The following is a 20,737-nucleotide window of genomic DNA, read 5'->3' on the forward strand; positions in this document are numbered from 1 at the left end:
GGCATTTGCAGTTAAAGTAGTAGGTTTTTATATGGAAGAAATAAGAGGAGGGTTACAAATGAAAGTGAGATCACCTTATTTGATCGAGGCAGTTTCAACATTTGCTATGCTTATTTTGGTTATGGGGGTAGGGATTGCAGTGTTTGGTGCAGACCCGCACATACCGATGCTGATTGGTACTGCAATTGCAGCCATGATGGCACTTAAAATCGGTCACAAGTGGCATGACGTAGAACAGTTTATGTTCGATGGGATCCGTCAAGCGCTACAAGCAATTATTATTTTAGCAATTATTGGTGTTTTAATCGGGGTTTGGATTTTATCTGGTGTCGTACCATCGATGATTTATTATGGATTAAACATTTTGTCACCTAAGATTTTCTTGGTTGCAACCGTATTAATTAGCTCTGTGACATCACTTGCTACAGGAACGTCATGGGGAACTGCGGGTACTATTGGTATCGCTTTGATGGGTATCTCATCAGGCCTTGGCATTCCTGCGCCTATCGCTGCTGGTGCGGTTATATCAGGTGCTTATTTTGGTGATAAGATGTCACCATTATCAGATACGACAAATTTAGCACCTGCTATGGCGGGTACAGATGTTTTCACACACGTTAAATTTATGCTTAAACCAACTGTAATTGCATATGGGATTACTTTAACTGTTTTTGCAATTGTTGGACTTAAATTTAGTGGTACAAATGTTGATTTAACAACCATTGAAACGATGAAAAGCGGACTTGAAGGTGCGTTTACATTATCGCCAATTTTATTATTACCACCATTAGTGGTTATTTTCCTTATCTCAAGAAAAATGCCCGCTATTCCTGGTATTTTTATCGGTATCATTTTAGGTGCTATCATGGCACCGATCTTCCAAGGGGTTAACTTTGGCGATATTCTAAATGTGAGCTACGGTGGTTATGAATCAGCAACTGGTATTGAATCTGTAGATAGCTTGTTGTCTTCAGGTGGTTTAATGAACATGATGTATTCTATATCGCTTACAATTATCGCGATGATGTTTGGCGGAATCATGGAAAAAACAGGTCAATTAGATGTTATTGTCGAGAAACTACTCAAATTGGTACACAGTACAACGAGCTTAATTACGCTTACGATTTTAACTTGTATCGGATCAAACATGACGATGCCAGAACAGTACATCTCTATCGTCGTTCCAGGTCGTATGTACTCAAAAGCTTATCACGATAGAGGGCTTCATCCTAAGACGTTATCCAATGCACTTGAATCTTCAGGGACGCTCACTTCAGCACTTATTCCTTGGAATACCTGTGGTGTATTCTTAATGGGTGTATTAGGGGTTCCGACGCTACAATATGCACCATGGGCAATTTTCAATTATACGATGCCAATTATCGTAATTCTATTGAGCTTTGTCGGTGTAACTGTGGCGAAACTAGAAGATGATAAAGCATCTGTCATTCAACCGTTGGATGCATCAGCTGAAGCAGCATAGTTGTTATTCAGTCAAATTTTAATCTGTGATATACTAAAAACCGGAGATGACTCCGGTTTTTATATTATTAAGCAGCAAGGAACTTGATGTAAAATCTGAGGACTCGATGTCCGAAGATTTTTATTTAGACACAATCTTGCTTGTGGTAAAATCTGAAGGCTCAATGCTCAAAGATTATATTAAGCATCAAAATAAAAAGATAGTTGAGGCAGATTCGTGAGAAGAGAGCTTGGTGTAACTGGAATTGTATTGTTAGTGATCGCATTAGTGGTTATAAATAATTTTATCAATATCGATTACAACTTAAATATTTTTGAATACATTGCATTATCATCTGATATTACAGCTGAAGAACGTGCTGTTTTGAAAAGTTATGGCACTTTGACGTATGGTGGCAACATAACAGAGCCACCTCTGGGGAAGTATTATGAGGATACCGATCAATATTATGGTCTGATGACGGACTTAATCTATGCCCTATCCTTAGAGCTTGAGACTGAAATTGAGATGCGTCCACTGGTTTGGGAGGAAGCCCTTGAAGCTTTGAAAGAGGGTGAAATCGACTTTGTGGATTTAACGCCTTCTCCTAATAGAAGCAAAGATTATCTGTTTACAAATCGAATTTATGATCTTAATGGCTCAGTTTTAATCAACTCTGAAGATGCAAAAACGATTATTGCAGTTGAAGACTTGAATGGGATTTCTGTTGCTGTTCAAAGTGGTGATTATGTAATAGAAAGCTTGTACGACAAAAATATTTATCCGAATTTTGTATATACTGATAATCTTACCGAAGCCATGTCGCTATTAGAAAATGGTGAGGTTAATGCCATTGTAGGGGATGAACCAGTAATAAAGAACCATCTGAACGATGTGAGGAATGTCAGTAAATACGAGATACTACCAGAAAAGATCTACGAATCGTACACTGTGCTGGGTCTCCCAAAGACGCATGAAGACTTAAAACCAATTCTGAATAAGGCCATTTTTAAAATGAAAAAAAGTGGTATTCTACAGAAAATTCAAGGGAAATGGCTGGGTACCGATTCAGCCAACGAAATCAAGAGAACCAACGAAAAGATGAAAAGCATTGTCTTTGTTGTGATCGCACTTTTTGGCATCTTACTTTATTTGATTTTTGCCTGGAATAGAAATCTAAAGAAACTTGTAGATGAGCGTACCTTGGATTTAAGACAGATTACAGACGAACATGAAATCATCCTAAACAATATTAAGTCGACCATAATCTTAGTAGATCCTAAGGGCAAGATAAGAAAAGCCACAGGAAAACTACAACTAGAACCGCAAATATCTGAAATTAAGGAAGGGAGATCTATAGAGGATCATGCTTTTCTTAAGTCTTTGAACCAGAAATATTATGAGAGAACAGGTCATAGAATATATGAAGCTGAATATGGTGTAACCTTTGAGTTTTCAAATGTAAATCATATCTATCAGTGTCATGTCACACCAGTCGATTCAAAACAAGAGCTCGTATTAATCATCATTTCAGATGAAACCTTAGAACGGATTCAAAAAGCACAGATCTTTCAATCCAATAAAATGGCTGCAGTTGGACGACTTGCTGCTGGCATTGCACATGAGCTTAGAAATCCACTGGGCACGATTCGCAACTCTTCCTATATATTAAAAGACACTGCGGATTTAGATCAGGATCATGCAATCGCAATCAACTCAATTGAACGATCGGTTTCTAGAGCGAGCCAGATTATTGAGAGCCTTTTAAAGTATTCGAGGCTGGATGAAGGACAAGACACGAGCATTAACATAAGTCACTTACTTGAAGAACAGATCAATTATTATAAAAAGAGTCCAGAAAATAGAGCGGTAAAGTTTAAAGTAGAGGTTGATCCTAAAATTTATGTCATTTCAAAGGAAAATGCACTGCGACACATCATCACGAACTTAGTGGGCAATGGTATTGAGGCGATGAACCGTGAAGGTCAATTATCCGTCGTTGTACGCGAAATAGAAAACGACATCGAGATTTCAGTAGAAGATGAAGGCATGGGCATTTCAGAAGAGCAAATTGAACAGATCTTTGATCCGTTTTATACCACAAAGCCAGTTGGACAGGGGACTGGACTGGGCCTATACATTGTCTATTCACAAGTGGAAAAGATTAACGGGACGATAAACGTAGAGAGCAAGCTAAACCAAGGCAGTAAATTTACAGTAAGAATGCCAATGAGGGAGTGAAGAAATGCTAAAAGTATTGGTTGTTGATGATGAACAGGACTTTAGAGAATTGCTGGGTATTATTTTAAATAGAAAAGGCTATCAGGTTAAGCATGCTGATAATGGTAATACAGCAAAACGTATGCTCAGTCAGGAAGCGTTTGATGTACTCATTACGGATTTGGTTATGGAAGAATGTGATGGGATTGAATTGTTGAAATTCACTTCAGAAGAGTATCCACTGATTGAAACCATTATTATGACGGCATTCGGCAGTATAGAAAATGCGGTTGAAGCTATGAAGCTGGGGGCATTCTCCTATTTTATCAAGAGCAATAATCCAGAAGAAATTCTGTTTGATTTGGATAAGATACAGAAGATTAGAAAATTAGATGCAGAAAACAGAATGCTTCGAGATGCGGTTGTAGATAACAACATCATGCTGGATTCTAAAAGTGAGATATTTAATCGTGCGATAGACATCGCTAAAAGAGCTGCTGCCTCAAATTCCAATATTCTTATCCTGGGTGATTCCGGTGTAGGAAAGGAGGTTTTCGCAAAGTTCATCCATATGAACAGTCAAAGAAAGAACAATATTTTCATGCCTGTAAATTGTTACAGTTTTTCTGAATCACTGATAGAAAGTGAACTCTATGGTCATGAAAGCGGCGCTTTTACAGGTTCAACTGGCCGTCGTATCGGGCGATTTGAAGCTGCAGATCAAGGCACACTGTTTTTAGATGAAGTAGGGGATTTGCCTGAATCTACGCAAATCAAGATTCTTAGGAATATTGAAAATCGAGAAATTACGCGAATCGGTAGCAATGAAGTCATCAAAACAGATTTTAGATTAATTGCTGCAACCAATAAGGATTTAAGTGCAGCCATTAAAAATATGACATTTAGAGAAGATCTCTATTATCGACTGAGCACGGTGATCATCAGAATTCCTTCACTTAAGGAAAGACGTGAGGATATCCCTAACCTAATCGACTATTTCGTAGAAAAGGCTTCGATTGATTTAAAAAAGAAATTTACTGGTATAGAGCCAAAACTTAAAAATTTACTTTACAGTTATGACTATCCAGGGAATGTAAGAGAGCTCAAGAACCTTGTAGAAAGATTGGTCGTTTTATCGCCTGAAGGGGTTTTACAAATGGATGAGGGCTTTATCATCAATCCACTTAAAACCACAGACAGCGATAAAAGTTTAAAAACAGTGAGACGGATTGCGGAAACCGCTCATATCAAATCGGTTCTTGCTTCGGTAGAATACGATTATAATAAAGCGGCTGATATTCTTGAAATTAGCTCAAGACAGTTGTATAACAAATGTCACGAGTACGATATTAAGAAAAATTAGTTAGGCAGATCCCTCAATCTAATGTACCAATATCCCTAAGAAGATCAATCCTCTTGTAAGGATGAATAAAAGTGGAATTGATAGCAAGGTTCTGAAGACAAATACCTTTATTACATCCCAAAAGTTAAGTCCAATTTTACTTTTAACCAGTACCATACCTGTCTCAGACATAAAGACAAGCTGCGTAAATGCTAAGACACCGATAAAGAAACGTGAGGATTCTGATAATGATTCCCCTATGAAAAGTGCAGGTAGATACATGTCAGCAAAACCAACCACGCTAGCAGGTGCCATTAAGGTTGCTACCTCGTGGCTGTAGCCAACGATCTGAAAAAGCGGAATTAATGGTGCACTGATAAAACTAAAAAACTGTGTGTATTCTGCAACGATCAGTGAAAATGTACCGACAAACATGATAATCGGTAAGAAGCCGACATAGATATGAACTACGCTTTTTAATGCATCGATAAAAGATTTACCAACGTTTGTTTTTCCTGCGGTTTCTGTGGCTTCAGAGAATGCGTAAGCAAGTCTCGATGTTCCCTCAGGTAATCGGATCTCATTTGGTGTGACCCCTTCATAGTAAGTAGGGGCAAATTTTTTAAGTGGCAGTTTAGACGTAATCACAGCAAGAATCACTGTAATTAATGAGATGGTGCCATAGAAAATTGGGAAAATTGCTGAGAAACCAAGTTCTTCTGCAACTGCAGATGCAAATGCAATCCCTACGATAGAGAAGCTTGTCGCTATGATAAAAGCTTCTCTTTTATTATAGTAGCCTCTTTGATATTGAGTGTCGGTAACGACGATTCCAATGGTACCATCTCCTACGAAAGAAGCGATAGCATCAACAGCGGAATAACCGGGCACATTGAAGAGCTTTTTAACCACCGGTCCAAGTAAGATGCCAAAGAACTCAACTGAACCGAAATGCGTGAGTAATGGTAGTGCGATGATCCCAACAAAGAAAGTAATGTATAAAGTGGTTAAAAGGCCGCCATCACCAGCCATGACACCACCTGTGTTTGGGTTGAGAATCGGCTCGGCCCACGAGAAATTGCTAAACCAGTTGGACAAGACCATGAGATATAAGAAAGAACCACCAATTCTTAAGATCTGGTTGAGCCATGATGTTTTGAACACAGAATTCCAGTACTGACTTTTTACTGATATCCAGTTAAATAGCACTGTACCCAGTATAACAATCCATGCACAGACCATCGTGAAAAGGATAAAGGCATCGAAGAAGTTACCCGTAATAAAATTGACGATGTGTGAAATGGCGATTTTTTCTTCGCCCATTAATTCTATCGGAACCAAAAAGAATATAAATCCTATCAACGATAGGATGATAAATTTAAATTTTCCCAAAATAAAACCTCCAAAAGTATTATAAAATGACAACTATGCCAGTATAACACGAGGAGGTTTCGCAAACAATATATATACATATTTGTGAATAAAAATACACAATCTTGAAATACATGTTTGAGTAATTGATCAATTAGGAGTTCAATTAATAGTTCATGTAAAATTAGATAACTGATTTTTTTAGAACTTTTTCCCCTTAACCCGTTTCAGTCTAAAGAAATCTTCGCGCTCTTTTTCTTCCAAGGAATCTTCGATCCATTTGGTGAGCTCTGAATACTTAGGGATCTGAATCTTATCCAGAGCATTGGCGCGTTTGCTGGTTTTTCGAATCTCTTCAGCCAATCTGAAAACCGCATTCTCAACCTCAGCTAGTCGGTAGAGCAGCTGCTGAACATCCTTCATCTTCGTCACAGTAATATCTACCGCTGAATTTGTCCTATAAAAACCGTAAGAAGGCGCATTGCCACGTTTGGTCTGCTTAATGGTCGGCAACTCGACGTTCATAACGCTTTTATTCAGGATGCTGATGTCCTCGTCCTTTGGTATAGAGAGAGCCGTTTCCATAACTGCATTGGTTCCCATAGTGATATTGGCGTGCTTGAGGGCTTCATAGACCTCTGTAAACACCTCGTCGATATCCTTTTGAAGGGTCTCTACCTCTTCCATCATGGACATCATTTCTCGAATTAAAACCGTACGTTTTTTATCTAGCAACTGATACCCTTGCTTAGAGAAGGCAAGGAGTGATTTTGATTTCATTAAGTTGGCTTTGGTTGGCGTCATTTTTTCCATAATACACCTTATTTCCGTCTATAATACTTACGAATCAACTCGTCATTGAGGCGGTCGAGGGCTTCTGGTGGCAATTCGCCGAGGAGCTCCCAGCCTAAGTTTAAGCTGTCAATTATAGTGCGGCGGGTAGAGAAGCCTTGGTTGACGAACTCTTCTTCAAATCTTTTACCGAAGGTCATGTAATGCTTGTCGATATCGGATAAGTCCGCTTCACCTATGATTTGTGCCAATGACCTGATGTCCAAAACCTTTGAATAAGCTGAAAATAGCTGATTGGCAAGGTCTGGATGATCCTCTCGCGTAAACCCTTCTCCGATGCCATCCTTCATGAGTCTTGAAAGGGAAGGCATGACGTTGATTGGTGGATTGAAGTCCTTGTTGGAAAGTTCTCTTGAGAGAACGATCTGTCCTTCAGTGATATACCCAGTAAGGTCTGGAATAGGATGTGTGATGTCGTCATTTGGCATGGTGAGTATCGGTAAGAAGGTAATAGAGCCATTCTTAGTTTTTAACATACCAGCGCGTTCATAAATAAACGCAAGATCTGAATAAAGATACCCTGGATAACCTTTTCTACTCGGTACCTCTTCCTTAGCGGAAGCGATTTCTCTTAAGGCTTCGCAGTAGCTGGTCATATCGGTCATGACCACAAGGATATGCATATCTGCTTCAAATGCAAGATATTCAGCGGCTGTTAGAGCACATTTAGGGATGCTCAAACGCTCGGTGACAGGATCGTCGGCATAGTTCATGAACATGACGACGTTGTTAATCGTGCCACTTTCCTCAAATCGTTCGACAAAGTAAGCACCATCGTCTTTAGTAATCCCTATAGCGACAAAACATACGGCAAATTTTTGTTCAGATTCAGAGGCGATTTTGGCTTGACTAACGATCTGAGCAGCCAGCTCCTTATGTGTTAGACCATTTCCTGAAAATATGGGAAGCTTTTGGCCACGGATCAGCGTAAACAAGGTGTCGATCGTTGAGATACCTGTTTCGATGAAATCTCTAGGGTATTGTCTAGCCACTGGATTAATCGGCCTTGAATTAATGTTATACCGCTTGCTAGCAAAGATAGGACCACCACCGTCGATGGGTTCTCCAACACCATTGAACATCCTTCCGAGGATGTCCTTTGATAAACCTATCGTAAGCGGCTGACCAGTGAAACGAACAGAGCTATTGACGGTACTCATTCCTGAAGTCCCTTCAAAAACCTGTGCAACCACCATATGTGCGTCTATTTTGATGACCTTTCCAAGACGTCTTTGACCTTCCACAGAGATCTCGATGATTTCGCCATATTTGGCTTCGTTGATCCCTTTTAAGAAGATTAAAGGGCCTTCTATTTTATCTATTCTCAAATATTCCTTTAGCATGGTGCCTCCTATTCGTATTCTGACGTTAAAGCGTCATAATACCCATCGATGTCTCGAACTAAGGCGTCAATTGGCTCTTTATAATCATTTGGAATTGTATATTTCATCTTAACCACGCGCTCAAACAGAGCTGAATCTTTGATCCGAGAGATTGGGATGCCAAGCTCTGAACAAGCTTTCGCTCTGTCGTAAAGGTGTAAGACGACTTTCAGCATACTGAACTGTTTTGCAATCGGCACAAATGAATCATCTTTATGAAATGCGTTCTGTTGTAGGATACCTGTCTTTAAAATCCTAGAGATTTCAAGTACCAAGCGCTGTGAATCTGGTAAAACGTCTTCGCCGACCAATTGAACGATATCCAATAGCTTGCTTTCCTCTTGTAGGAGCTTCATAGCATTATTTCGCATTACCAGTGCATCTTCACCGACATTTGTCACATACCAATCGCCCAACATTTTAACATAGCCACTATAGCTGGTCAGCCAATTGATCGCTGGATAATGTCTCGAGTATGCGAGTTTTCTGTCCAGTGCTAAAAATGCGTTGACGTAACGCTTTGTGTTTTCCGTTACCGGTTCAGAGAAGTCACCGCCCGCAGGGGAGACTGCACCAATAACTGTGATAGAGCCTTCTTGATCGTTCAAGGTCGTCACATAACCTGCGCGCTCATAGAATTCTGCCAGTCGGTAAGGGAGATAAGCAGGATAGCCTTCTTCAGCAGGCATCTCCTCTAGACGACCGCTGATTTCACGAAGTGCTTCAGCCCATCTAGAAGTAGAATCCGCCATGATTGCCACATGATAACCCATGTCGCGATAGTACTCTGCGATGGTGATCCCTGTATAGATACTGGCTTCACGAGCAGCAACAGGCATGTTTGAGGTGTTGGCGATTAAAACCGTTCGCTCCATAATGGCTTTTCCCGATTTCGGATCGATGAGTTTTGGAAATTCTTCAAGAACATCTGTCATCTCATTCCCACGCTCTCCGCATCCAATGTAAACGATAATATCGGCATCTGACCACTTGGCAAGCTGATGCTGCGTCATGGTTTTTCCCGTACCAAAGCCACCAGGGATAGCCGCAGTTCCACCCTTTGCAATAGGGAAGAAACAGTCAAAAACACGCTGCCCAGTGACGAGTGGCTTAGAGATTTTCATTCTGCGCTTTGAAGGTCTCGCTTTTCTAACGGGCCATTCTTGATACATCTTAATATCGTGTGTGATGCCCAAAGCATCTGTAATTTTCATAACCACTTCATCGGCGCTATGAGAGCCATTTTCTGCAACAAAAGCAACTGTGCCGTTGAGTTCAGGCGGCACCATCAATCGGTGCTCAACGAGCCCTGATTCGCCTATGGTCGCATAGATATCGCCTGCAGCTAAAGTATCACCAACTGAAACTTTAAAGGTCACATCCCACTTTTTCTCAAGATCGATACTGAGTAAGCCAATCCCATTTGGGATAAAATCAGCACTCATTTGATCGATGCGCTCAAGGGGTCTTCCGATGCCATCGAAGATGCTACCGATTAACCCTGGCCCTAGCTTAAGTGAGAGGGGAACCCCCAAGCCGTAGACGGTTTCACCCAGCTCGATGCCCTCGGTTTCTTCGTAGACCTGAATGGTCCCTATGGCATCATCAATAGAGATGACTTCAGCTATGAGTTTATCTTCACCGACGAGAACCATCTCGCGCATTTTAAATTCTTCCATTTGGCTTCCTTTAATAACAGGGCCATTAATGTATATGATTTTTCCTTCATTCGCTTTCATTCTGAATCTCCTCATCGTCCTCGAATAAGGCGTTTACTTGCCAGCCAAGATCATCCATGATGTGTTCCAGTTCAGTATTTAAGGTGTAATCGTATTTGACTCTGCTATTTCTGACGAGGTAAAAGCCACCGATGATTGTATCATCAATATGTGAGCGCATGTTAATTGGGAGAAGATCGACATCAAAGGCTTTAACGCCAACCAAAACATCGTCTTCACCTTCGAAATCCTTCATCGCCTTTTCAAACTTCTCTTTAAAATAGGTTGCATAACCCTGCGATTCTGTAAAGTTCATAATAGCCGACTTAAGGTCGGTCATCAGTCGATTAAAGAGTTCATTCTTTTTTATGAGAATTTTCTTTTGAATTTCTGATTCAGTTTTAGATAAAAGCTTGTTTTTGTCTTGAAGGGCTCTTTTTTTAACGCCCTCAAGATATTGACTTCTCTGCTCATGATATTTGACTTCAAGGTCATCAAGAATTTGAGCGTACTTACGATTCAACGCTTCTAAAACACGTCGATCTTCTGATGCCCCTTTTTCCATAACCATTTTTGAGAAGAGGTCTATTTTTACGTCTATCGTAATGATAAGATCACCCTCTTTATTATAATTTTAGACCAATGGAGTTTTTGATGTACTTCATAATGTAATCTTTGTCCTTTAGACCATCGGTTTCTGGGATTTGAATGATAAGTGTATGCTTACATTCCAGTTTAATCGGCATAATATAAGGCTTAATGCGATTGTGAATGTTCTCAGATACCATGATTAAAGCAATTTGAGAATCCTTTATCAGCTGATCGATGAGTGACTTCGCCTCCTCGTCTGAGTGGATGAGTTTGCCTTCTATACCGCCCAAACGCATCGCTGTTAATGTTTCCTGAGACTCACAAAGACAATAGGATCGCATTATAATTTTCCTAAAATTAAAATAGAGATAATCAACCCATAGATGGCAATCCCTTCTGCAAGACCTACGAAAATAAGCGTCTTACCAAGGATCTTTGGATTTTCAGATACAGCGCCGAGGGCAGAAGAGCCAACGCTACCAACAGCATAACCAGCACCTATCGTAGCAAGCCCAGTTGATAGAGATGCAGCGATGAATCCCAGTCCTGAAGCACTTGTGGTAGTGGTAGCTGCTGCAGTCGTACCAGTTGCAGCAAATGAAGCGCCAGAGAATGCGGAAACTGTTCCTGCAACGAGCATCATGATGAACAAAGCAACATTTGCGCCGAGGATGAATTTTAACTTACCCTTCGCATTAGGGTCTTCCTTATTCATAAAGTAAAAGCCGAGACCTACGGTAAATACAACGACTAACCCAAGACTTATAACATAAAACATGTGCTACCTCCTATAGTTTATCAGGCATATAGGGCACGCCATCACCTGAATAGTATTTGCTAAAGATTTCATAATAGAAAAGTCTTAGTCCCTGTATAAATACGATAAGACCTTCTAATCCGATAATAATCGCATTGCCTAAAAAGAACATAAAAATATTACCACCTGTATTGCCGATCAAATCTGCCAACGTTTGAAAAGCAATAAACAGACCGACGTGGTTGAGTGCAAATGCGCCAACCCGTATAAATGAAGTGCTATTACTTAACGTGCTGAGCAAGGTTTCTAATACGTCAAAACCACTTTCGATGTAATAGCCATCGGATTCATCTTCTAACCTAAATCCAAACTTGCCGTGCTTGATTAAGTTTGTAAGTGGCAACTTAATCACAAGTAATGCCAAGGAAACGAGGATTGCGATGTACAGTATTATATTTGGAAGGATCACAATCTTAAAGCCCAGATTCAAAACCAATAGGATGAGGAACGTCATTAAAAAGGCACCGTTAAAGCCATTTCGTCCGAATACACCTTCCTCGATATCCCCAACTCTTAGTTTATTGATAATACTATAGACGAAGCTGACATAGAGTAGGAAGATCCCAACGCCTATGGCAAGCTCGAGAATCAAATTAATATTTTCAATCGGTCTAAGATAGTAAAGCCCTGGTAAGAATTTTGAAATCACTTCTTCATATCCAAAAAATGAATCATATAGAACCCCGAACAGCATTGAACCAACGCCGATACGGGTTAAGATACCACAAAATTCAGGTGCTACTTTCTTCTTAAGAAGTAAACCAGCTAATACTAGAATTAGCCCTTGTCCAAGGTCGCCAAACATGGCACCAAATAAAAAGACATAGGCAATTCCCATAAAAGCGGTTGGGTCAATCTCGTTGTGAGATGGTGTGCCATACATATTCACGAGTGTTTCGAATGGCTGAAAAAAAAAATTGTTTTCCATCCTAGTTGGTACGGGGATGAGTGGAGAAACTTCCTCCGCAGTTTTATATGAAACTAAGATATCAGGGTGTTTTGCGAATGCGTCTTCAAAATGATCCTGTTTCTCACTTGGCACCCAAGCAGACAAGTAAGCAAAATTTGCTGTTGCGCCTACTTTCACGCGGATCGTGTCGATCTTAGCTTCCATTATCAGTTTAGAATACAAGATATCGATGGCTTCGCTTTGAGCGTTGAGTTTGTGCTTGGCGTTATCGAGAACTTCTTTTAACTGGTGCTTATAAGCGTGTAAATCTTCATGAATCTGATCCAGCATCTTCGAAGGTACATCTAGATAGCTTTCAGGAATCATGATTTCCATAAAGTTTGTACTTCTTAAAATTCGCCCCATCTCCACATCTAAACTCTTTGGTGTCAGAATCATATAAAATTCCTTTTCCTCTGAGCTACCGACGTGAAGAACGATTGCTTTGATATTTTCATAGTTTTGTGCGATTTTGCGCGCCTTTTCACGTGTTAAATAACCAAACTTCATAGTGAAATGATGTAGATTAATGAGCTTGCTAAAGTCCACATCTATATTTTTCATATAATCAAGTGGTTTTAGATCTTCAAGCGTTTGGATGTTTTCTGAAAGACGCCGGATATCTTCGGTTTGACTGGCATAATCATCACAAAGTTGGTCGATCTCTTTTTTAATCTTTTCGAAATGATGCTCACCGTGCATGTATTTGGTCTTAATTTTAGGCTCGTATTTCATATCCTGTAACGTCTGCTCGAGTTTTTGCGTGTACTGCTTGATTTCCTTGTTTTCTTTAATGGGGACGATGTCCTCCATATCCAAGATTTCATCTGCATGTTCTTTGGAGATACCAATATTGAATTCACCTTCGTTGATCTCCAAAAATGTATCTATGAACTCGCATTTACCAATGAGAATCAAGTCACGAATCAACTCATCTAGTCCGTTCCTACGACAGACTATATTGACCATAGATAGTTTTTTAATTGCCATTTAAATTACCTCTCAATCTCTCGGATAAGCAAGTCTTTCACATCCTCTGAACGGTAGTGAATGCCCTCCAAGATGGTAAATAAATCTCTAATTTCGTATTCGAATTTAAAAAGTAGTACCACGGGAACTGCGATTGAAAAAGTTGCCTTTTTTGTATAATCATTGAGTGCATAATAGAGGTGCCTTTCCATTGCACGTTCCATCATATATTCTTTATCGCTGAAGATATCTCTGTAATCGCCACTTGAGATAAAAGTTCTAAACTCATCTAAGGGCAGATAACACAACATCTTTATGGCTTTTTCATCATAGCGTCTACCATGTAATAGCGTAAAGTTGAAAAGTTCCTCTGAAGATATATCAAAGAATCGTCGCCCTCTATAGAGCCACTGAATATTGAGGATGTCGATGTTAATCCCTAACAGCTCAAGCATAATTTCACGATCGTACTTACCCAGCTTAGTGATGGCAAGGTAAAGTCGATCAAAATAGAGTTTGTCGAGCACCATTTCCATATGGAAGACCATTAATGAAGAGTCGTCCTCGATGAATTGTTTCAGTGGATTATAGTAAAGCGTGTCTTTTAATCCTTCAATAAACTCGGTGATGGTCGTAGCTTTGCTCAGTTTTGCATAATCCAAATTTGAGTAAAGTGAAGAAAAAATCAAGTGCGTTTCAAGGTTTTCAATCTTATCGTCCCTCGCCAATAATCTAAGGTAGAGTTTTAAGTTCTCAACCTCATATCGAAATAACAAAGCTTTAAAAAAATCGCGATAGTTATCGACGTAGTAATGGTAAAATTTTTCGTAAGTATTAAAGAAGTACTTTTCAATGCGAACCTCTATTTGATCTAAGGATTCGCCCTCAGTAAACTCCAACACAGCATGATAATGCGTTTGGTTTCTCAAATAATCAATAACCTCTTGAAAGGTCTCAAGCTTGAGAAGCTCTTTATAATGATGATCCGTTAGCAGCCGACCCATAATGGCTTTTGCCTTCGCGATAGCGGCTGCATGTGTGCCAACTTTGTCCACAATAGCCTCCTAACGCTGTAGATTTAATTTGCTAAGCGCATCCTTAATCAGTGCTTCCTTACCAGATTCGTACAGCTGATCCATCGACTCTAGTTTGCTTCTACACTCAGTTTCTTTTTCTTCCTTCTCCTTATTTGCTTCAGAAAGGATGAGGTCGTAAAGCTTTTTACCTTGCTCTGCCTGAAGGAGATTGGAATTGTTTTCAATATTGCGCCGAATATCCTTGAGCTTTTTCTCTCGATCTTTTATTTCTGCTTGGAGCTGTTCAATTGTTTGATCGGTGCTTTCGTCAATCTCAATAATTCGTTTTAATACGGATTCAACTAAAATATCATCCAATTTGATCACCTTCTAATCTTTAATGTAAATTTCAAATCCTGTAAAATTAATTATCTCGGAAGATATCATTATAACTACCCAATATTTATGTTAAATAAATAAAATCAGTTATAATGTTCTTGACGGTAAAAATTTAATGTCTAATATAAGTTTCTACCTTAATTATAAACCTGATTTTACAGAATTGTGCAAATTTTATGAATTTGCGTACAAAATTTAGTACAAGTGAAGAATAATTTCTTTCTTGGGTATATTAAAAACATCGAGTTTTTTTATATAGCAGTACAGCAAACATGTTCAAAGAATGTGGATTTGAGCAGATATGAGATAAATGAAAAAAAGGAGAAGCAGATGGCAAAATTTGATGTTACAAAATCCAGCTTTGGTGGCGTATATCCACTGTATATTACAAAGGCTGAAAGAAAAGGAAGAACCAAAGCAGAAGTAGATGAAATTATTTTTTGGTTAACAGGATATGATGAAGTGGGATTAAAAAAAGTAATCGACACTGCGGTCACATTTGAAGATTTTTTTAAAGAGGCACCCGAGATGAATGCTTCAAGAGGACTGATAAAAGGCGTCGTTTGTGGTGTACGCGTCGAGGATATTGAAGACGATACGATGAGAGAAATTAGATATCTAGACAAACTGATAGATGAGCTGGCTAAAGGCAAGGCAATGGAGAAAATTCTTAGAAAATAAGGTAGAATGAAAAGGTATCAAATAGATTAAAAGCTCTACATTTGTCTAACACTGGTAACGACAAATGGAGAGCTTTTTTTAATGTGTTTTATTAGAAGCCATAAATTTTGTGATTGTATGAATTGCAAATTTAGGAAAGTGTTTATAGAGAAAAAAGAAGACGTTACTATCTTTGCTAAGCTTCATTGACAGCTTGTTTTTTTCCATTGCTTTTATGATTAGGGTTGCAGCTTTATTTGGGCTGAGCAATATCTTTGCAGCAGCGCTATCAGTTGCTCCAGCACCAACTTCTACACCAGAATGCCTTGCTATGTCGGTATTGATACCGCCAGGCATAACCACTGAAACGCCAATGTTTGTATCTTTTAGTTCAGCGTATAAGCCTTCGGTTAATAGCCTAACTGCAGCTTTAGATGCACCATATACTACCTGTCCAGGAACTGGTAAAAAGCCCCCCATACTTGAAACGTTGACAATATGTGCTTCAGGTCTTTTTAGAAGCTCGGGAAGTAAAGCTTTTATAAAGTAGAGCTGACCATAGAAATTGACGTGCATAACTTGATCAATTTTTTCCCAATCCAAATCATTTACATCAATGAAGGGTTGTATGATACCTGCATTATTGATTAGACCATCAACTACATGCCCATCCTGTAAGATCTGAGATACTGCATTTGAAACGGCCTCTTTACTAGAGACATCAACAGAATAAATGATTAGCTGATTACCATATTTAGAAGTTTGCTTAAAGGCTTCAAGTCCCTTGATGTTTCTACTTATGGCGATTACCTTTGCCTCTCTAGTAAGTAGTTCTTTAACGAGTTCAGTACCTACACCGCCGCTTGCACCCGTTATTACGATGGTTTTTCCTTTTACGAGCAAATATTTCCCTCCTTTTAAACACTAAATATCCCAAAACCCTAATTATAAACAGATGAATCCACATAATAACCACAAATTCTTATCCTATAATGATAATGAGATTAACTGTAGGAGGATTCGGATGGACGAATACCAGAAGCAATATCGTATAAAGATCAGTGGCATGACATGTGTGCAGTGTCAGAATAAAATTCAAAAAGAGTTACTTAAACATCCAGGAATTATCGAAGCAACAGTAGATTTCAAGAAAAGCAGTGCATCTGTAGTCTATAATCAAACCATGACGGATGAGAGTAGAATCAATCAGGTAATTATTGATGCTGGTTATGAAATTGATAATAATAAAGCCAGTAGTATGGATAGTGTCAATCGATCCATAGAAGTATTAATCAGTATTGGACTTATGTATTTCGTCATACAAAGATTTGGACTTTTAAACTTACTCTCGCCCAATCAGTTGGTTACAAACTCAATGAATTATGGCATGCTGTTTATCGTCGGGGTATTTACCTCTGTACATTGTATCGCCATGTGTGGTGGCATTAATCTATCACAAAACATTCAAATTGATACAAATATAGGGGAAAGTGAATCGAAGGGTATCTTTAAAAAAAATGTGGCTTTACGTCCAGCTTTCTTATATAACTTTGGTCGTGTAGCGTCCTATACTGCGGTTGGATTCGTCGTTGGTGGTCTTGGATCTGTACTGGATTTTTCTCTCACTTTGCAAGGCGTTATAAAAATCTTCGTTGGATTTTTAATGATAGCCATGGGGATGAACCTATTAGATGTATTCCCATTTTTTAGAAAATTTGTACCGAAGGTGCCTGACTTTATTCGAAAATTAAAACCAACTGGTAAAAGTAGTCCACTTTTAGTCGGTCTTCTAAATGGTTTAATGCCATGTGGTCCTCTTCAGGCGATGCAGCTCTATGCATTATCAACAGGAAGTCCAATTAAAGGTGCATTTGCAATGCTGATGTTCAGCCTTGGAACAGTACCGCTTATGTTTATTTTAAGTGTCACCAGTGCTTATATGAGCAAAAAATTTGCTCAAAAAGCGGTTGCTGTCGGAGCGATGCTGGTTGTGGTTATGGGACTATCTATGTTCAGTCAAGGAATAGCGCTTTCAGGTTTAAATAGCGTGAGCTTTGCTCAATCAGAGCCATCTGAAACCTTTGCTATAGATGATACACTTTCTCCACAGCTTATTGAAAGTACACTAAATACAAGAAGTTATCCTGAAATTACAGTTGAAGCTGGAAAACCAGTTGTTTGGAAAATTATCGCACCTGAAGGTACGGTTAACAGTTGTAATAATCGATTTTTTATTAGAGAATATAATTTAGAGGTTACTTTAAAAACTGGTATTAATGAAGTCCGTTTTAGTCCAGAACAAACAGGTGTCTATAATTATACGTGTTGGATGGGAATGGTATCTGGAACCATAAGAGTGGTTGCACCTGGATCAGATGCAGTAATCGGAGATACAACACCAGTGCCAGAACCGCCAAAGCCAGCGGGGTATCAAATTCCAACAAATGAGTTAGAAATTGCTGGTATTAAAGCAACTGAAGACAACAAGTTATATCAAGAGGTTAAAATCACACTGACAGATGATGGATTTTCGCCAGCTGTCATAGTCATTCAGAAAGACATCGAAACGAGATGGACGATTGATAATCAACAGACAGAAACAGGTGATTTTGAGCTCAGAGTACCAAAGTATGCGACTAAATTAAAGATAAAATCTGGTGAAAACTTGTTAATGCTATATCCGGATCAAGATTTTGAATTCACAAATGCTACCAGTCAATATTTTGGGTATATTAAGGTTGTAGATGATTTAGAAACACTTGATGTTGAGACGCTGAAAAACGAGATAAATCAGTTTGAAACACTCATTTATCCAGAAGAAACATATCAGTCTAATTCAGGCGCGTCTTGTCATTAAACCTTATTCTATGAGGAGTCATAATTATGGCAGAAATCTTAATTGTAGATGATGAAAATAAAATATTGGATGTAGTTGAGTCCTATTTAGTGAGTAAAGGCTATCAAGTTAAGGTTGCGACAAATGGCTCAGAGGCACTAAGCATTATTAACTCAGGACAAATTGATCTAGTTGTTCTTGATTTGATGTTACCTGATATCAGTGGTGAAGAAGTATGTCAAAGCATTCGGGAATCAAAAAATGAGCGCGTTCGATTAACCCCAATTATTATGCTTTCAGCTAAATCACATGAGGCTGCTATCATAGATGGCCTTAAAACAGGTGCAGACGACTATATGGTTAAACCTTTTAGCTTAAAAGAGCTACAGGTTCGGATAGAAACTGTACTTAGAAGATTTGATTTGAGTAGACTTCTTTTAAAACCTACGGTTTGGCAAGACGATTATCTAATGGTGGATTTAACCAACAAAACAGTAAGAATTAATCATGAACTGATCAACTTAACGGTAAGTGAACTGCGAATATTAATGACGATGCTCGATCAACCCAATCGCGTTTTTACAAGAGAGCAATTGATCGATGCGGTATTTGGAGATGACTTTGACAGCTATGATCGAGTAATTGATACACATATAAAAAACTTGAGGCAAAAAATCGAAAAAAACCCCAAGGAACCCTTTTATATTAAGACCATATATGGTCTAGGTTATAGATTTGGCGGTGAAAAGTGAAGGGTGGATTAAAGAAAGAACTAACGGTTACCATTACAGGTATTGTTCTTTTGAGTATCGTTTTGATTAGCGTTGTTGCCAATGTGTTTATCAATAAAGAGTTTGAAAAATACGCTCAAAAAGAACAATCTGCAAGATCTGAAGAAATTGTAACCCATTTGGAAAGCCAGTATCAACCTCTGTTTCAGTCTTGGAATGACGATTATATTCATGGACTTGGCATGTATGCATTATATGAAGGCTATATCATCCGGTTATTTGACAGCAAACACAATCTTGTTTGGGATGCAGAAAATCACGATATGGCACTTATGACAGAGGTTATGCAAGCAATTGAATCTAGAATGAAGTCCAGTAAACCTTTTTTTGAAGGCGGGTTTGTTACAAAATCGTTTCCGCTAAATTATGACAATTCAGCTATTGGAAATGTTGAGATTACATTTTATGGGCCGTATTTTTATACGGAAAATGATTTGAATTTTTTAAAAGCGCTCAATACGATTTTTTTCGTTGTTGGTTTAATTGCTTTGGTCGGAGCTATGATTACAAGTCGATTGATTTCTCAAAAAATGATAAAACCGATTTTAAATACAGTTGAAACCGCAAAGTTAATATCGAAAGGCCAGTACAAAGTAATGGAGGAAGATATTCCTGATAGTGATGAGCTTAAAGTGTTGGTTACGACGATGAATCAAATGGCCTCTTCATTAGAGCAACAGGAGAAGTTAAGAAAGCAGCTTACAACTGATGTTGCACATGAATTAAGAACCCCTCTAACGACTGTTTCTTCACATTTAGAAGCGATGATTGAAGGCGTTTGGGAGCCAACAGAAGATCGGTTGAGAAGCTGTTACGAGGAAATAGGGAGAATCACAGGACTTGTTTCTGATCTTGAAAGTCTATCTAAAATAGAAGTGGACAACCTTAAACTCACTAGGACCAATGAAGATTTATTTGAGATACTGAATACCATTAAGTATAATTTCGAGATTGAAACACGAAAAAAGCAGATTGACTTTACTATTACTGGTACTTCTGTAATTGCACCTATTGATAAAGATCGCATCTACCAAGTTATCGTAAATTTAGTGTCTAATGCGATTCATTATACGCCAGAAGGTGGAAGCATAAGTTGTTCTATCATCAAAACAGAAAAAGAAGCAGTTTTAGAAGTAGCCGACTCTGGAATTGGTATTTCAGAAGCAGATTTGCCCTATATATTTGAAAGGTTTTATAGGACAGATAAATCCAGAAATCGACGAACAGGTGGCGCTGGAATAGGTTTGACCATTGCGAAATCAATCGTATTAGCACATGGTGGTAGCATAGAGGTTGAAAGCGAGTCAAGTCTTGGCAGTCGGTTTATTGTAAGACTACCGCTTAAAACGATTTGAAAGGAGT

At 38.8% G+C, this 20,737-nt stretch carries 18 protein-coding genes; 7 read left to right on the forward strand and 11 right to left on the reverse strand.

Annotated features, from left to right (window positions below):
* Positions 1-58 precede the first annotated feature (58 nt).
* The 3 genes from nhaC to AC4PID_RS09200 all read left to right on the forward strand — a co-directional run bounded on the left by nhaC (position 59) and on the right by AC4PID_RS09200 (position 5,045).
* Positions 59-1,483, forward strand: a complete 1,425-nt coding sequence (nhaC, locus tag AC4PID_RS09190; RefSeq protein WP_492135275.1) for a Na+/H+ antiporter NhaC — start codon at positions 59-61, stop codon at positions 1,481-1,483.
* A gap of 216 nt (positions 1,484-1,699) precedes the next feature.
* Positions 1,700-3,703 carry an ATP-binding protein gene (locus AC4PID_RS09195; RefSeq protein ID WP_492135276.1) on the forward strand — a complete coding sequence of 668 codons (2,004 nt, stop codon included), beginning with the start codon at positions 1,700-1,702 and terminating at the stop codon, positions 3,701-3,703.
* A 4-nt stretch (positions 3,704-3,707) separates the two neighbouring features.
* Positions 3,708-5,045 (forward strand): sigma-54-dependent transcriptional regulator, encoded by a 1,338-nt coding sequence (locus AC4PID_RS09200; protein ID WP_492135277.1) that lies wholly within the window; start codon positions 3,708-3,710, stop codon positions 5,043-5,045.
* Positions 5,046-5,063: 18 nt separating this feature from the next.
* Here the strand turns inward: AC4PID_RS09200 and AC4PID_RS09205 are convergent, their stop codons facing one another.
* From AC4PID_RS09205 to AC4PID_RS09250, 10 genes are all read right to left on the reverse strand, one after another.
* Complete coding sequence (locus AC4PID_RS09205; protein ID WP_492135278.1) at positions 5,064-6,416, reverse strand: YjiH family protein; 1,353 nt, start codon at positions 6,414-6,416, stop codon at positions 5,064-5,066.
* 180 nt (positions 6,417-6,596) lie between these two features.
* Complete coding sequence (locus AC4PID_RS09210; RefSeq protein WP_492135279.1) at positions 6,597-7,208, reverse strand: V-type ATP synthase subunit D; 612 nt, start codon at positions 7,206-7,208, stop codon at positions 6,597-6,599.
* Positions 7,209-7,216: 8 nt separating this feature from the next.
* Entirely contained in the window at positions 7,217-8,590 is a 1,374-nt protein-coding gene (locus AC4PID_RS09215; RefSeq protein WP_492135280.1) for a V-type ATP synthase subunit B, read from the reverse strand.
* A gap of 8 nt (positions 8,591-8,598) precedes the next feature.
* Complete coding sequence (locus AC4PID_RS09220) at positions 8,599-10,368, reverse strand: V-type ATP synthase subunit A (RefSeq protein WP_492135281.1); 1,770 nt, start codon at positions 10,366-10,368, stop codon at positions 8,599-8,601.
* Entirely contained in the window at positions 10,355-10,912 is a 558-nt protein-coding gene (locus AC4PID_RS09225) for a hypothetical protein (RefSeq protein ID WP_492135282.1), read from the reverse strand. The genes AC4PID_RS09220 and AC4PID_RS09225 overlap by 14 nt, the downstream gene beginning before the upstream one ends.
* Positions 10,913-10,973: 61 nt before the next feature.
* Complete coding sequence (locus AC4PID_RS09230; RefSeq protein ID WP_492135283.1) at positions 10,974-11,279, reverse strand: V-type ATP synthase subunit F; 306 nt, start codon at positions 11,277-11,279, stop codon at positions 10,974-10,976.
* Positions 11,279-11,716, reverse strand: coding sequence for an ATP synthase subunit C (locus AC4PID_RS09235; protein ID WP_492135284.1), 438 nt, complete (start codon positions 11,714-11,716; stop codon positions 11,279-11,281). Before AC4PID_RS09235 ends, AC4PID_RS09230 begins: the two co-directional genes overlap by 1 nt.
* A gap of 10 nt (positions 11,717-11,726) precedes the next feature.
* On the reverse strand, positions 11,727-13,694 hold the full coding sequence (locus tag AC4PID_RS09240) for a V-type ATP synthase subunit I (RefSeq protein WP_492135285.1): 1,968 nt from the start codon (positions 13,692-13,694) through the stop codon (positions 11,727-11,729).
* A gap of 5 nt (positions 13,695-13,699) precedes the next feature.
* Positions 13,700-14,728, reverse strand: coding sequence for a V-type ATPase subunit (locus AC4PID_RS09245; protein ID WP_492135286.1), 1,029 nt, complete (start codon positions 14,726-14,728; stop codon positions 13,700-13,702).
* A 9-nt stretch (positions 14,729-14,737) separates the two neighbouring features.
* Positions 14,738-15,067 carry a hypothetical protein gene (locus tag AC4PID_RS09250; protein ID WP_492135287.1) on the reverse strand — a complete coding sequence of 110 codons (330 nt, stop codon included), beginning with the start codon at positions 15,065-15,067 and terminating at the stop codon, positions 14,738-14,740.
* Between the two features lie 351 nt (positions 15,068-15,418).
* Between AC4PID_RS09250 and AC4PID_RS09255 the strand changes: the two genes are divergently transcribed.
* Positions 15,419-15,769: a DUF2200 domain-containing protein gene (locus AC4PID_RS09255; protein WP_492135288.1), complete on the forward strand. Its 351-nt coding sequence runs from the start codon at positions 15,419-15,421 to the stop codon at positions 15,767-15,769.
* A gap of 78 nt (positions 15,770-15,847) precedes the next feature.
* Here AC4PID_RS09255 and AC4PID_RS09260 read toward each other — a convergent pair whose 3' ends face one another.
* The gene (locus tag AC4PID_RS09260) at positions 15,848-16,651 is read right to left on the reverse strand and encodes an SDR family NAD(P)-dependent oxidoreductase (RefSeq protein WP_492135289.1); all 804 of its coding nucleotides are present in this window, start codon (positions 16,649-16,651) and stop codon (positions 15,848-15,850) included.
* A gap of 121 nt (positions 16,652-16,772) precedes the next feature.
* Between AC4PID_RS09260 and AC4PID_RS09265 the strand changes: the two genes are divergently transcribed.
* Genes AC4PID_RS09265 through AC4PID_RS09275 form a run of 3 tightly spaced genes read left to right on the forward strand, consistent with a single transcriptional unit; the run spans position 16,773 to position 20,730 of the window.
* Complete coding sequence (locus AC4PID_RS09265; protein ID WP_492135290.1) at positions 16,773-18,605, forward strand: urease accessory protein UreH domain-containing protein; 1,833 nt, start codon at positions 16,773-16,775, stop codon at positions 18,603-18,605.
* A gap of 26 nt (positions 18,606-18,631) precedes the next feature.
* The gene (locus AC4PID_RS09270) at positions 18,632-19,336 is read left to right on the forward strand and encodes a response regulator transcription factor (protein WP_492135291.1); all 705 of its coding nucleotides are present in this window, start codon (positions 18,632-18,634) and stop codon (positions 19,334-19,336) included.
* Positions 19,333-20,730 (forward strand): sensor histidine kinase, encoded by a 1,398-nt coding sequence (locus tag AC4PID_RS09275; protein ID WP_492135292.1) that lies wholly within the window; start codon positions 19,333-19,335, stop codon positions 20,728-20,730. Before AC4PID_RS09270 ends, AC4PID_RS09275 begins: the two co-directional genes overlap by 4 nt.
* Positions 20,731-20,737: the final 7 nt, after the last annotated feature.

This window comes from Fusibacter sp. QWL-12, from assembly GCF_058683495.1.